The 12,793-nt window shown below is 71.0% G+C and carries 14 protein-coding genes; 6 read left to right on the top strand and 8 right to left on the bottom strand.

Translation table 11 applies throughout. The annotated features are described in order from the left end of the window. The first annotated feature begins 67 nt into the window (after positions 1 to 67). Together pta and B118_RS0101360 are read left to right on the top strand one after the other, a co-directional pair. Entirely contained in the window at positions 68 to 2,143 is a 2,076-nt protein-coding gene (pta, locus tag B118_RS0101365) for a phosphate acetyltransferase (protein ID WP_018810085.1), read from the top strand. After that, the gene (locus tag B118_RS0101360; RefSeq protein ID WP_018810086.1) at positions 2,140 to 3,255 is read left to right on the top strand and encodes an acetate/propionate family kinase; all 1,116 of its coding nucleotides are present in this window, start codon (positions 2,140 to 2,142) and stop codon (positions 3,253 to 3,255) included. The genes pta and B118_RS0101360 overlap by 4 nt, the downstream gene beginning before the upstream one ends. Positions 3,256 to 3,261: 6 nt before the next feature. Here the strand turns inward: B118_RS0101360 and B118_RS0101355 are convergent, their stop codons facing one another. The 3 genes from B118_RS0101355 to B118_RS0101345 form a co-directional block, all read right to left on the bottom strand. Continuing rightward, complete coding sequence (locus B118_RS0101355; protein ID WP_018222790.1) at positions 3,262 to 4,224, bottom strand: zinc-binding dehydrogenase; 963 nt, start codon at positions 4,222 to 4,224, stop codon at positions 3,262 to 3,264. A 151-nt stretch (positions 4,225 to 4,375) separates the two neighbouring features. Beyond that, positions 4,376 to 5,551, bottom strand: a complete 1,176-nt coding sequence (locus B118_RS0101350; protein ID WP_018222789.1) for an NAD(P)-dependent malic enzyme — start codon at positions 5,549 to 5,551, stop codon at positions 4,376 to 4,378. 142 nt (positions 5,552 to 5,693) lie between these two features. Next, on the bottom strand, positions 5,694 to 6,095 hold the full coding sequence (locus B118_RS0101345) for a S24/S26 family peptidase (protein ID WP_018222788.1): 402 nt from the start codon (positions 6,093 to 6,095) through the stop codon (positions 5,694 to 5,696). Between the two features lie 24 nt (positions 6,096 to 6,119). Between B118_RS0101345 and sodN the strand changes: the two genes are divergently transcribed. Beyond that, positions 6,120 to 6,524 (top strand): superoxide dismutase, Ni, encoded by a 405-nt coding sequence (gene sodN, locus B118_RS0101340; protein WP_018216841.1) that lies wholly within the window; start codon positions 6,120 to 6,122, stop codon positions 6,522 to 6,524. A 128-nt stretch (positions 6,525 to 6,652) separates the two neighbouring features. Continuing rightward, entirely contained in the window at positions 6,653 to 7,054 is a 402-nt protein-coding gene (locus B118_RS0101335; RefSeq protein WP_018222787.1) for an ATP-binding protein, read from the top strand. Between the two features lie 64 nt (positions 7,055 to 7,118). Here the strand turns inward: B118_RS0101335 and B118_RS0101330 are convergent, their stop codons facing one another. Then, positions 7,119 to 7,508: a hypothetical protein gene (locus tag B118_RS0101330; protein ID WP_018222786.1), complete on the bottom strand. Its 390-nt coding sequence runs from the start codon at positions 7,506 to 7,508 to the stop codon at positions 7,119 to 7,121. Between the two features lie 42 nt (positions 7,509 to 7,550). Between B118_RS0101330 and B118_RS0101325 the strand changes: the two genes are divergently transcribed. Further along, the gene (locus B118_RS0101325; protein WP_018222785.1) at positions 7,551 to 8,501 is read left to right on the top strand and encodes a diacylglycerol/lipid kinase family protein; all 951 of its coding nucleotides are present in this window, start codon (positions 7,551 to 7,553) and stop codon (positions 8,499 to 8,501) included. A 425-nt stretch (positions 8,502 to 8,926) separates the two neighbouring features. Further along, a complete protein-coding gene (locus B118_RS0101320) occupies positions 8,927 to 9,184 on the top strand; it encodes a WhiB family transcriptional regulator (RefSeq protein ID WP_026185721.1) in 258 nt (85 codons plus the stop codon). Positions 9,185 to 9,293: 109 nt separating this feature from the next. Here the strand turns inward: B118_RS0101320 and B118_RS0101315 are convergent, their stop codons facing one another. From B118_RS0101315 to B118_RS0101300, 4 genes are read right to left on the bottom strand one after another with little or no spacing between them, the layout of a single operon-like run. Beyond that, positions 9,294 to 10,055, bottom strand: a complete 762-nt coding sequence (locus tag B118_RS0101315) for a sirohydrochlorin chelatase (protein ID WP_026185720.1) — start codon at positions 10,053 to 10,055, stop codon at positions 9,294 to 9,296. Next, complete coding sequence (locus tag B118_RS0101310; protein WP_018222783.1) at positions 10,037 to 10,792, bottom strand: phosphoadenylyl-sulfate reductase; 756 nt, start codon at positions 10,790 to 10,792, stop codon at positions 10,037 to 10,039. The genes B118_RS0101315 and B118_RS0101310 overlap by 19 nt, the downstream gene beginning before the upstream one ends. Further along, a complete protein-coding gene (locus tag B118_RS32290; protein ID WP_018222782.1) occupies positions 10,789 to 10,947 on the bottom strand; it encodes a hypothetical protein in 159 nt (52 codons plus the stop codon). The genes B118_RS0101310 and B118_RS32290 overlap by 4 nt, the downstream gene beginning before the upstream one ends. Then, a complete protein-coding gene (locus B118_RS0101300) occupies positions 10,944 to 12,668 on the bottom strand; it encodes a nitrite/sulfite reductase (RefSeq protein WP_018810089.1) in 1,725 nt (574 codons plus the stop codon). The genes B118_RS32290 and B118_RS0101300 overlap by 4 nt, the downstream gene beginning before the upstream one ends. Positions 12,669 to 12,793: the final 125 nt, after the last annotated feature.

The raw sequence follows: 12,793 nt of genomic DNA, 5'->3' as shown, positions 1-12,793 counted from the left end.
ACACCCGGGCCCCGGGCCGGATGACCGGGCCGAAGGACCCAGGCGGACAGCCCGACGAGCTCCTAGAGTGGATCTCGTGGCGCGGAGTGTGTATCTGACCAGCGTGAGTTCCGGTGGCGGCAAGTCCACCGTCGCCCTGGGACTGGCGGAGCTGTTGTCCCGACAGGTTGGCCGAGTCGGAATCTTCCGGCCGTTGGTCCGAGGCGACCAGCCGGACCCGATCCTCGCCCTACTGAGCAAACGCTACCGGGTCGGCCTGCCGATCGAAGACCTCACCGGCACCACCTACACCGAGGCCACCGGGATGGTCGCCGAAGGACGGCGGGAGCAGCTCGTCTCCCGCATCCTCGAGCGGTACCGCGCGGTCGAGCGGCAGTTCCCGGCGGTGGTCGTGGTGGGCAGTGACTTCGCCGACGACGGCGACGGCGCCGGCCCACGGGAACTGGCCTTCAATGCCCGGCTCGCGACCGAGTTCGGCAGCGTCGTGGTCCCCGTGGTGGACGGGTACGAGCAGGAGACCGCCACCATCGCGGCAGCGGCCCGGGGCGCGTACCACGACCTCGCGGACCTCGGCGCGACGGTGCTGGCGGTCGTCGCGAACCGGGTGACCGGTCCGCTCACCCTGCCCGAGTTGCCGGTGCCCGCGTACCTGATCCCCGAGGTGCCCAGCGTGTCGGCGCCGACCGTTGCCGAGGTGGCGACGGCGCTCGGCGCCACCCAGCTCGTTGGGGATGACGCCGCGCTCAGCCGCGACGTGCTCGACTATGTCGTCGGCGCGGCCCACGTGCCCACGCTGCTCGACCACCTGACCGAAGGCGCCCTGGTGATCATGCCGGGGGATCGGGACGATCTCCTGGTCGCCACCAACGCCGCGCACGTCGCGGGACAGGTCGCGCTCTCCGGGCTGGTCCTCACCCTCGGTGAAACGCCGGACCCGCGCACAATGCAGCTGGTCGAGCTGCTACGGCCGGGCCTCTCCGTGCTCTCCGTGCCCAGTGACAGCTACGACACGGTGGCCGCCTGCAACCGGATCGAGGGCCGGCTCAGCGCCAGCAACCCCCGCAAGGTGGAGGCCGCGCTGGGCGCCTTCGAACGCTGCGTGGACACCGACGACCTGTCCCGCCGACTACGGGTCACCCGTTCGCAGCGGGTCACCCCGCTGATGTTCGAGTACGACCTGATCGACCGTGCCCGGGCACAGCGCCGGCATGTGGTGCTGCCGGAGGGCAGCGAGGAGCGGATCCTGCGGGCCGCCGAAATCCTGCTACGCCGGGATGTAGCCGAGCTGACCCTGCTCGGCCGGCCCGACGATATCGCCCGGCGGACCCGGGAGTTGGGCGTCGACATCGCCGGCGCACGGGTGATCGATCCGTTCACCAGCGAATGGCGCGACGAGTTCGCCGACGGGTACGCCCGGCTCCGCGCCCACCGGGGCGTGACCCCGGACCTCGCCCACGACATCGTGCCCCAGCCGAACTACTTCGGCACGATGATGGTGTGGGCCGGGTACGCCGACGGCATGGTCTCCGGCGCCACCCACACCACCGCTGCCACCATCCGCCCCGCCTTCGAGATCATCCGCAATCTGCCCGATGTCTCCATCGCCTCCAGCGTCTTCTTCATGCTGCTCGCCGACCGGGTACTCGTCTACGGCGACTGCGCGGTCAATCCCGACCCGGACGCCGCCCAGCTCGCCGACATCGCGATCTCGTCCGCCGACACCGCCGTCCGGTTCGGCATCGAGCCGCGGGTGGCGATGTTGTCGTACTCGACCGGCAGTTCGGGCGCCGGCGCCGATGTGGAGAAGGTCGCGGAGGCCACCCGACGGGTTCGGGAGCGCCGACCGGATCTGCTGGTCGAGGGGCCGATCCAGTACGACGCGGCGATCGACCCGACGGTGGCGGCGACGAAGCTGCCCGGCAGTACGGTCGCCGGGCGGGCGACGGTCTTCGTCTTCCCGGATCTGAACACGGGCAACAACACGTACAAGGCGGTGCAACGGTCTGCCCGGGCGGTGGCGGTCGGACCGGTCATGCAGGGGCTACGCCGGCCGGTGAACGACCTTTCCCGGGGTGCGACCGTCCCGGACATCGTCAACACGGTGGCGATCACCGCGATCCAGGCCGGAGAGGCAGGCAAATGAGCCGGGTGCTGGTACTCAACTGTGGGTCGTCGTCGGTCAAGTGGCGACTCTACGACGGCGACGAAGTCCTCGACCGGGGCGCCGTCGAGCGGATTGGTGAACCCGGGGGCGGGCCGGCGGACCACGGCACCGCCATCCGGGGGATCCTCGCCGAGCTCGACCTGACCGGGCTGGCCGCCATTGGCCACCGGGTGGTGCACGGCGGCCGCCGCTTCGGCGAGCCGGTCCTGATCGACGACGCGGTGCTCGCCGCGATCCGAGAGTTGGTGCCACTCGCCCCGTTACACAACCCGGCCAACCTGGCCGGCATCGAGGTCGCCCGGGCGACGCTGCCCGGAGTCCCCCAGGTCGCCGTCTTCGACACCGCCTTCCACACCACGCTGCCCGAGTCCGCCGCCACCTACGCGATCGACCGGGCGACGGCCGACCGGTACGGCATCCGGCGGTACGGCTTCCACGGCACCTCCCACGCGTACGTCTCCCGGCGCACGGCGGAGGTGCTGGGTCGTCCGTACGCCGACACCAACACCATCACCCTGCACCTGGGCAACGGCGCGAGCGCCGCCGCCGTGGCCGGCGGGCGCAGCGTGGCCACCTCGATGGGGATGTCCCCGCTTGAAGGGCTGGTCATGGGCACCCGGAGCGGCGACCTGGACCCAGCGGTGATCTTTCATCTGCGGCGGGAGGGCGGGCTGGGCGTAGCCGACATCGACGACCTGCTCAACCACCGCAGCGGCTTGTACGGGCTCACCGGCGCCAATGACATGCGCGAGGTGCTCGCCCGCCGGGCGGACGGCGACCAGGCCGCCTGCCTCGCCTTCGACGTGTACTGCCGCCGGATCACCAGCTACGTCGGGGCGTACTACGCGTTGCTCGGCCGGGTGGACGCGGTGACCTTTACCGCCGGCGTCGGTGAGCACGCCGCCCCGGTCCGCGCGGCGGCCCTGGCCGGACTGGAGCGCCTCGGGATCACGGTCGATCCGGAGCGCAACGCCGGCAGTGGCGACCGGGTCATCTCGCCGGACGGGGGCGAGGTGGCCGTCTGCGTCATCGGCACCGACGAGGAGCGGGAGATCGCCCGTTCCGCCCGGGAGGTGGCGGGCCGACGATGACGTCGCTCAGGCGGCGTGGTCGACGACCACCTTGCCGAAGACATCGCCGGAGTGCAGGCGGACGAAGGCCTCCTCGACCGCGGTGAACGGCACCACCCGGTCCACCACCGGGCGCAGCCCCCGCTCAGCGCAGAAGGCCAGCAGCGCGGCCAGCTCGTCCGGGGTGCCCATGGAGGTGCCGAGGATCTCCAGCTGCATGGCGAAGACACGGCGCAGGTTGACTTTGGGTTCGTGCCCGGCGGTAGCGCCGGAGACCACGATCCGGGCCATCGGCGCGGCTGACTTCAACGAGTGGTCGAAGGTCGCGGCACCGACTGTCTCGATCACCAGGTCCACCCGCTCCGGCAGCCGGGCGCCCGGTTCGACGGCGGTGGCGCCGAGCGCCGCGACCCGCTCCCGCTTGGCGGCGTCCCGGCTGGTCGCATAGACCCGCTTACCCATCGCGGCGGCGAGCGCGACGGCCGCGGTGGCCACGCCTCCCCCCGCTCCCTGCACCAGCACGGCGGCGGCCTCGTCCACCCGGCCGCGAGTGGTGAGCATCCGCCATGCGGTCAGCCAGGCGGTGGGCAGGCAGGCGGCATCAGTCGCCGCCAGGCCCGCCGGCAGCGGTAGCAGGTTCGCCCGGGGTACGGCGACCCGTTCGGCCAGCGTGCCCGGGAAGTGCTCGGAGAGGATCGAGACCCGGCGGGGGTCGCTCGGGGTGGGGAGCACCGGGTAGACGACCACCGGGTTGCCGTCCGGGTCAACGCCGGCCGCGTCGCAGCCCAGGATCATCGGCAGCTGCTCCGTGCGTAGTCCGACGCCGCGCAGCGACCATAGATCGTGGTGATTGAGCGAGCTGGCGGTGACCCGGATTGTCACCCAGTCGTCGCCGTGGTGCGCGGGTTCCGGCCGCTCGCCGACGGTGAGCGCGGCGAGCGGGTTGGCGTCGTCGAAGCGGGAGGCGAAGGCGGCACGCATGATCGGCACGGTAACAACCCGGGCGGGCGACCAGAAGGCCCATCGACGTGTGCGAGGCCACTCGTCGGGGCTACGCCCTCGCACCGCACGGATCCTGACCGCCACGCCGACCGGGTTACACCGCCACGCCGCGCGGATCCCGCCGGCGCGCCGCCCGCGGCTACCGGGTCACGCCGTCGCGCCGGGCGGCCTCCGCGACCGCCTCGGCCACTGCGGGGGCGACCCGCGGGTCGAGTGGTGACGGGACGATCGCCTCGGGTGTGAGCGAGTCGGCGACCACCCCGGCAATCGCGTCCGCCGCTGCCACCTTCATGCCATCGGTGACCCGGGTGGCCCGGGCGTCCAGCGCGCCGCGGAAGACACCGGGGAAGGCGAGCACATTGTTGATCTGGTTGGGATGGTCGCTTCGACCGGTGGCGACCACCGCCACGTGCCGGGCGGCCACCTCCGGCTGCACCTCGGGGGTGGGGTTGGCCAACGCGAAGACGATCCCGCCCGGAGCCATGCCGGCCACCGCCGCCTCGGGGATCTGGCCCCCTGAGACCCCGATCAGCACATCGGCGCCGCGCAGCGCCGCGGCCACGTCGCCCCATCGGCCGTCACCGTTGGTCAGCTCCGCCAACTCGGCCTTGGCACTGGTGAGACCTTCGCGGTGCGGCCCGATGATGCCGCGGGAGTCACAGACCACCACCTGTTCCGGGTGCACTCCGCCGGCGACGAGCATCTTGGTCACCGCCACCCCGGCGGCACCCGCGCCACTGATCACCACCCGAAGGTCGCCGAGCTTTCGGCTGAGCAGCACCGCCGCGTTGCGGAGCGCGGCGAGCACGACGATCGCGGTGCCGTGCTGGTCATCGTGGAAGACCGGGATGTCCAGTGCCGCGTCGAGGCGCCGCTCGACCTCGAAGCAGCGCGGCGCGCTGATGTCCTCCAGGTTGATGCCGCCGAAGGAGGGGGCGAGGGCCCGTACCGCCGCCACGATCTCGTCCACGTCTTGCGTGTTCAGACAGATCGGCACCGCGTCCACCCCACCGAACTGCTTGAAGAGCACGGCCTTGCCCTCCATGACCGGCAGCGCGGCGTGTGGGCCGATGTTGCCGAGCCCCAACACGGCGGAACCGTCGGTGACGACCGCGACGGTGTGCCCGGCCCAGGTGTAGTCATCCGCGAGCCGGGGTTCGGCGGCGATGGCCGCACAGACTCGGGCCACCCCCGGGGTGTACGCCAGGGAGAGGTCCTCCCGGCTGGTCAGCGGGACGGTCGAGGCGACGGCCAGCTTCCCACCCTGATGCAGTCGGAAGACCGGGTCCGCAGGGTCCACAGTGGACGATGACATTGGTGACTCCAGGATCTGTCGATACAGCTGGACCGGCCGGTCCGGGCGCGAGGTGGGCGCTGACCGGCGGCGCGAGGTATGGGGGTCACCCGGGACACCTGCCGAGCATAGTGCGGCGCAGTCCACCCGGATGTGAGTAGGGTCATACTCTACGGCGGCGCAGCAGCCGAGGCCGCGGCCAGTAGCGTGCCACCACCCGCCCCCAGATGTCCGCCCCACCGTACGCCCGTGAGTCGTCATTGATCAACGGGTTGTCGCCCACGAGCCACCAGCCCTCCGCGGTCAGACCAACCGCTCGCTTGACCACCAGCAGGTCGGGGCGGCTCCGAAAGACCGCGACCACCACGTCACCGGCCCGGACACCACGTTCCCCACGGCGCACCAGCACCGCGTCGCCGTGCCGCAGGGTCGGCGCCATCGAGGGGCCTGTCACCAGGACGGCGGAGAGCGACCACCGGGCACCCGGCGTCGGGCGCGGCGGGGACGGGGGCATGCCGTTCACCTCCACCAGGCACGGCCTCCAAGTAATGTCGTGCTCGATCATCGCAAACTTCCCAGGAGGCTCCTGATGCGACTTCCACGCATCCTCACCCCCCGAGTGACCGCCAGCGCCCACTGCGACCTGCCCTGCGGCGTCTACGACCCGGCACAGGCCCGGATCGAGGCCGAGTCGGTGAAAATGATCTGCGAGAAGTACCAGGCCAACACCGACCCGGAGTTCCGCACCCGGGCCATCCTGATCAAGGAGCAGCGGGCCGAGTTGGTGAAGCACCACCTGTGGGTGCTGTGGACCGACTACTTCAAGCCGGCCCACTTCGAGAAGTACCCGCACCTGCACCAGCTCTTCAACGAGGCCACCAAGCTGGCCGGCGCGGCCGGCGCCAAGGGCGCGACCGACCCGGCGAAGGCTGACGAGTTGCTGCAGAAGATCGACGAGATCTCGAAGATCTTCTGGGAGACCAAGAAGGCCTAGGTGAAGCGTCAACGGCGACGGCCGGCGCGCCGGCCGTCGCCGTGGTACCCGCGTCGGGGTACCGGGTAGAGTTCCCTGGCGGGCCGCCATCCCCGATCCGGGTAACGGGCGTCCCGGGGGGATGACGCGTGACTCCGACGACCGGCCAACCCGCCAGCGACGACGTGGTGCACCTGACCGTGCCCGCGGACGGCGGCTACCTGAGCGTGCTCCGCACGGCCACGGCCGGGCTCGCGGCCCGGCTGCAGTTCGCCCTCGACGAGATCGAGGATCTCCGCATCGCGGTGGACGAGGCGTGCGCCATGCTGCTTTCGATCGCCACCCAGCACGCCGAGCTGGAGTGCCGGTTCTCCGTAACCGACGACGCACTCGCCGTCGAGGTCACGGTGCCGACCTCCCGCGGTGCGCGACTGCCGGCCGAGTCCTCCTTTGCCTGGAAGGTGCTCACCGCACTGACCACCTCGGCCGCCGCGACCGCTGACAACGACCGCGCAACCATCTCCCTGCTGACCCGTCGCGTCGCCGGCTAGGTCGCACCGGTCGCGTCGCTTCCGCCAGGACCGAAGGCTGCCAGCGCCCGCACTCGAAGACGCCTCACTCGAAGCCCAGGGCACGGGTCGTCGGGGTACTGAGCAGCAGGGCGGTGACGCCGAGGCCCAGTGCCATCAGTGGCCCGCCCAGCCAACCAAGCCCACCCTGGATCATGAACCATCCGATCGGCAACAGCATGAGCTGAAGCACGATCGCCGGCGCTCGGGCACCCGCCCGACACCGGGCGAGCGCCCCGCCCAGCGCCCAGAGCACGGCTGCCGCACCAGCGGCGAACACCGTCAACAGCAGCGCCGAGGCCAGGTCAACACTGGGCGCCGTGAGGTTTGCCCAGAGCAGCCAGCCAGCGATCAGACCGACGGCGCCTGCCTCACCACGTAGCGTCAGGACGGCCCACCGGAGCGGGCCGGGTATCTGGTTGGCGGCGATCGTCACGCGACCACGATACCGATGTCGTCACGCGGTACAGTGCCGCCCATGCGGGCCGTCCTGGTGGTCAACCCCAAGGCCACCACCACCAGCGAGCGCAGCCGGGATGTCCTGGTCCGGGCGCTGCGCAGTGAAGTCGACCTGTCGGTGCGCTACACCCGACGCCGGGGGCACGCCACCACCCTGGCCCGCCAGGCGGCCGAGGAGGGCGTCGACCTGGTCGTCACGCTCGGCGGTGACGGCACGGTCAACGAGGTCGTCAACGGGCTGATGTCCGCGCTGCCGACGACGGGGCCGACCGGGAACGCGCCGGCCGAGCAGCTGCCCGCCCTGGCAACCGTGCCGGGCGGTTCGACGAACGTCTTCGCCCGCGCTCTCGGCCTACCCCGGGAGTGGCCGGACAGCACCAGCATGATCCTGGAAGGGCTGCGGCTGAACCGGCACCGCACGATCGGCCTGGGACGGGCGGACGAGCGCTACTTCACCTTCTGCGCCGGCTTCGGAGTTGACGCCGCGGTGATCCACCGCGTGGAACGGTCCCGCCGACGCGGAGAGATCTCCACGCCCAGCCTGTACCTCCGATCAACCCTTGCCCAGTACTTCCTCGCCTCGGACCGCCGGCACCCCGCTATCGCCCTCCAGCGGCCGGACCAACCCACCGAGGAGCAGCTCGCCACAGTTATCGTCCAGAACACCGCGCCCTGGACGTACCTCGGCGACCGGGAGGTGAACCCGAATCCGGAGGCATCGTTCGACCTCGGCCTGGACGCTTTCGCACTGCGGCAGCTCCGAGTGACCAGCACGACACGGACGATCACTCAATTCTTCGGCCGCACGCCGGGTCCGCGCGGCAAACAGGTACTCCGCCTCCACGACCTGACCGAGTTCACCTTGATCGCCCGTCACCCACAGGCGTTCCAGCTCGACGGTGAGTACCTGGGGGAGCGCGAAAAAGTCGAATTCACCGCCGCACCCGCAGCGGTGCGAGTAATCTGCTAGTCCTCGGGTACTCCCCTCGGTTGAGCCGGCCCGTCCGATGACGATTGGCGCCACGTTGGGGTGAGTGACGGAAATGTCAGCGAAATCAGTGCCGCCGTACTATATTGATCCCCGACTGTGGTACTCCGAGTATCCGGAGCCTCGGGCAAATCAGGACAAACGGGTTGTGGGCTTGCTCACCGCGTGAAGTTTTCCGGAGCGTCACCCTTGACATCGCGAGCGTTCGTGAAAGTATTCACAAGCGACTTGAGTTTCCGGAACATCGCCTGGATTCGCTCAGCAGAATGAGTGGATCCAGTAGGTCGACGGAGCCAACAGCCTGCTCACGCACTGCCAGCAAGCCGGGCGCGAACCGTTACGGCCGGCGCTGCGGATGCATATAGCAAGCCATCTGCCACCCATCCAGAATGAGGAGTGTTGCCGCCATGGACTGGCGTCACCATGCTGTCTGCCGCGACGAGGACCCCGAGCTGTTCTTCCCGATCGGGACGTCCGGTCCGGCCCTCCTGCAGGTGGAGCAGGCCAAAGCCGTCTGCCGGCGCTGCCCGGTGACGGACCAGTGCCTGCAGTGGGCCCTCGAGTCCGGCCAGGACGCAGGCGTCTGGGGCGGGATGAGCGAGGAGGAGCGGCGCGCCGTCAAGCGTCGCGGCGGCCTCCGGATGCTGCGCGCTCACACCGCCTGACCACCAACCGAAAGCGAAACGCCCCGGTCGGCTCGACCACCGGGGTGTTTCGCTGCCCGGTCGGTGTCAACCGAGACCCGCCACCAGCGGGGCGACACCACAACAGGGCCTAGTCCAACACCGCGTCAACCCGACGAAGGACCAGGTCAACCAGCTCGGGAGCATCGGAGAGCGGAGCCGCCACCGCCACCGCACCGGCCTGCCGGGCCGAGACGGTCACCGCGTCATGGAACAACCCGGGCGCCAGAAAATACGCGGCCACTGCCACCCGTCGCGCGCCCCGTACGCGCAGGCGGTGCACCGCCACGCCAGCGGCGGGCGGAGCAGCCGAGGCATAGGAAACCCGGGTCGGAACAGCCAAGGCTGCCCGCAGCGATGCCGCCACCCGTCCCACCGAGGCACGGGCGACCGGATCCCGGGTGCCCGCAGCGGCCAGCACCAGCCCGTCGTAGCCACCGGGCTCGGCCTCGGCCAGCCGACGGCGCAGCCCAGCCAACAACGCCGGATCGACCCCCCGGACAGCGGGACCGAGCACGTCGGTCACCCGTACCCCCAGCTCGGGAACCGCCTGGCGGACCGCCGCGACGGCCGCCGGGATGTCCACCCGCCGGTGATACGCGGCGGTCAGCAGCAGCGGCACCAGCACCACCCGGGAGAAACCCGCGCCAGCCAACTCCCGTAGCGCCTCCGTGGGCCCGGGACGGGTGTGGTCCAGCCAGCTCGGCACCACCCGCCGGCCAGGCCGAGCAGCGGACACCGCCGCGGCGAGCGCCCGTGTCGCCGCGGCGGCCCGCGGGTCCCGGCTGCCGTGCGCGACCAGGAGCACCGGGGCCCCGTGGCCCCCGGCCCCGCTCAACCGTGCAGGCCGCACTCGGCCTTCTCGAACATCGCCCACCGGCCGGCCCGCGGATCCTCCCCAGCCTTCGTCCGCCGGGTACAGGGCCAACAGCCGACCGAGCTGTAGGACCGGCCGAACAGCTCGTTGACCGGCACCTCCCAGCGGGAGATGTAGGTCTCCACATCAGCCTGCGTCCACGCCGCGATCGGGTTGACCTTCACCTTGCCCCGACCCTCGTCGAAGGTCACCACCGGGGTGTTCGCCCGGGACGGCGACTCGTCCCGGCGCAGCCCCGCGGCCCACGCGTCGTACCCCACCAGGGCCCGCTCCAGCGACTCCACCTTGCGCAGCTGACAGCAGTCATCCGGGGAGCGGTGGAACAGCCGCGGCCCGTACTCGCCGTCCTGCTGGCCGACGGTCAGCCGGGGTCGGATCGAACGGACGTTCACCGGCATCGTGCGGGCGACCTGGTCCCGAACCTTGAGCGTCTCCGGGAAGTGCAGCCCGGTGTCCAGGAAGACCACGTCAACGCCGGGTGCGACCCGGGAGAACAGGTGGACGAGCACCGCGTCGGCCATCGAACTGGTGACGCAGAACCGGTCCCCGAACGTCTCGGTCGCCCACCGGGCCACCTCCAGCGCGGGGGCGTCCGCCAGGTCCCGGCCGGCCGCCTCCGCCAACGTGCGCAACTCCCGCCGGCTTGTTTCGGCGGCGGCCGGTTCGCCGGCCCCGACCAGGCCGAGATCGGCCGCCCAGCGCGGCCCACTCACCGGAGCACCGCCTTCGCCAACAGGCCGTGCAGCCGTACGGTGAAGACCCGGGCGCAGGCGTGGCACTCCCAACCGCCGTGCCCCGCCTCGTTCGGCCGCAGGTCCTCCTCCCCGCAGTACGGGCAGTACAGCGGGGCGGAACGGGTGTCACTCATCGCAGCTCCCCCTCGTCTGCCCGGATCACCCAGCTGGCGAACGTCTCGCCGTCGGTACGGCCAGCCAGGTAGCGCCGAGCCAGCTGCTCCACGTACTCCGGAAGTTCCGCCGCCGTGACCCTCAGGCCCCGCGGCTTGCGGCCGAACCCCGCGGCCCGGTCCTGCGCCATACCCAGACCACCGCCGAGATGCACCTGGAAGCCCTCCACCTGACGGCCGTCCGCGCCGACCATCAGCTGGCCTCGGAGCCCGATGTCGGCAACCTGGGTACGGGCGCACGCGTTTGGGCAGCCGTTGAGGTGGATGGTGATGTCGGCGTCGAAGTCCCGCAGCCGCTCCTCCAGCCGCGCCACCAACTCCGCGCCCCGCGCCTTGGTCTCGACGATGGCCAGCTTGCAGAACTCGAGGCCGGTGCAGGCCATGGCGCCACGCCGCCACGCCGATGGCCGAGCCGACAGACCGATCTCACCCAGCGCCTCGACCAGGGACTCCGTCCGGTCCGGCGGCACGTCCAACACCAACAGCTTCTGGTACGGAGTCAGCCGAACGCGATCGCTGCCGTGCGCCTCGGCCACGTCGGCGAGCCGGGTGAGCTGGCTACCCGAGACCCGGCCGACCGTCGCAGCGGCCCCAACGTAGTTACGCCCGTCATGCTGCTCGTGCACCCCGATGTGGTCGATCTGCTGTGCCGGCAGCTCGGCCGACGGTCCGTCCAACAGGGCCCGACCCAGATACTCCCGCTCCAGCACCTCCCGAAACTTCGCCACCCCCCAGTCGGCGACCAGGAACTTCAGCCGGGCGCGGTGGCGCAGCCGTCGGTACCCGTAGTCGCGGAAGATGCCCACCACCCCCGCCCAGACGTCCGGCACCTCGTGCAGCGGCACCCAGACACCCAGCCGCTGGGCGAGCATCGGGTTCGTGGACAGGCCGCCACCGACCCAGAGATCGAAGCCGGGTCCGTGCTCGGGGTGTACCACCCCGAGCAGGGCGATGTCGTTCGTCTCGTACGGCGTGTCCACCAGCCAGGAGATCGAGGACTTGAACTTGCGGGGCAGATTGGCGTACTGCTTGTCACCGACGTAGCGGCGGACGATCTCGTCGATCGCCGGCGTCGGATCGATCACTTCGTCCTGGGCCACGCCAGCGACCGGGCTACCGAGCACGATCCGGGGGCAGTCCCCGCAGGCCTCGGTGGTCTGCAGGCCGACCGACTCCAGTCGATGCCAGATCTCCGGCATGTCCTCGACCCGGATCCAGTGGTACTGGATGTTCTGCCGGTCGGTGAGGTCGGCGGTGTCCCGGGCGAACTCGCGGGAGATCTCGGCCACCACCCGGAGCTGGGCCACGGAGAGCTGCCCGCCGTCGATCCGCACCCGGAGCATGAAGAACTCGTCTTCAAGCTCGTGCGGCTCCAGCACGGCGGTACGCCCACCGTCGATACCGGCCTTGCGTTGCGTGTACAGGCCCCACCAACGGAACCGACCGCGCAGGTCCTGTGGGTCGATCGAGGCGAAGCCCTGGTGGGCGTAGATGTTCTCGATCCGGGCCCGGACGTTGAGTGGGTCGTCGTCCTTCTTGATCCGCTCGTTGCCGTTGAGCGGCTCATGGTGACCGAGGGCCCACTGGCCCTCCCCGCGGGGGCGGCGGGGGGGCCGGGCCGATTGGGTCGTCGAATCCTCGGGCCGGGTTGGGTTGCGCAGCGCCATCGTGGCGTCCTCCATTGTCTGCGGTGCCTCGTGGCCGCTGCGCCGAGCGCGGTGGCCGACCCCGGCACGACAGTTGGGCTGGGGCGGAGTAGCCGGCGCGGAGCGCCCGAGACAGCTGGGTCGGGCGTCGTCAGTGGGCC

It is taken from the genome of Salinispora pacifica CNR114, from assembly GCF_000514775.1.
Lineage (GTDB): Bacteria > Actinomycetota > Actinomycetes > Mycobacteriales > Micromonosporaceae > Micromonospora > Micromonospora pacifica.
Note: the sequence above shows the minus strand (reverse complement) of the source record. Positions and strands in the feature narration are given on the sequence as shown.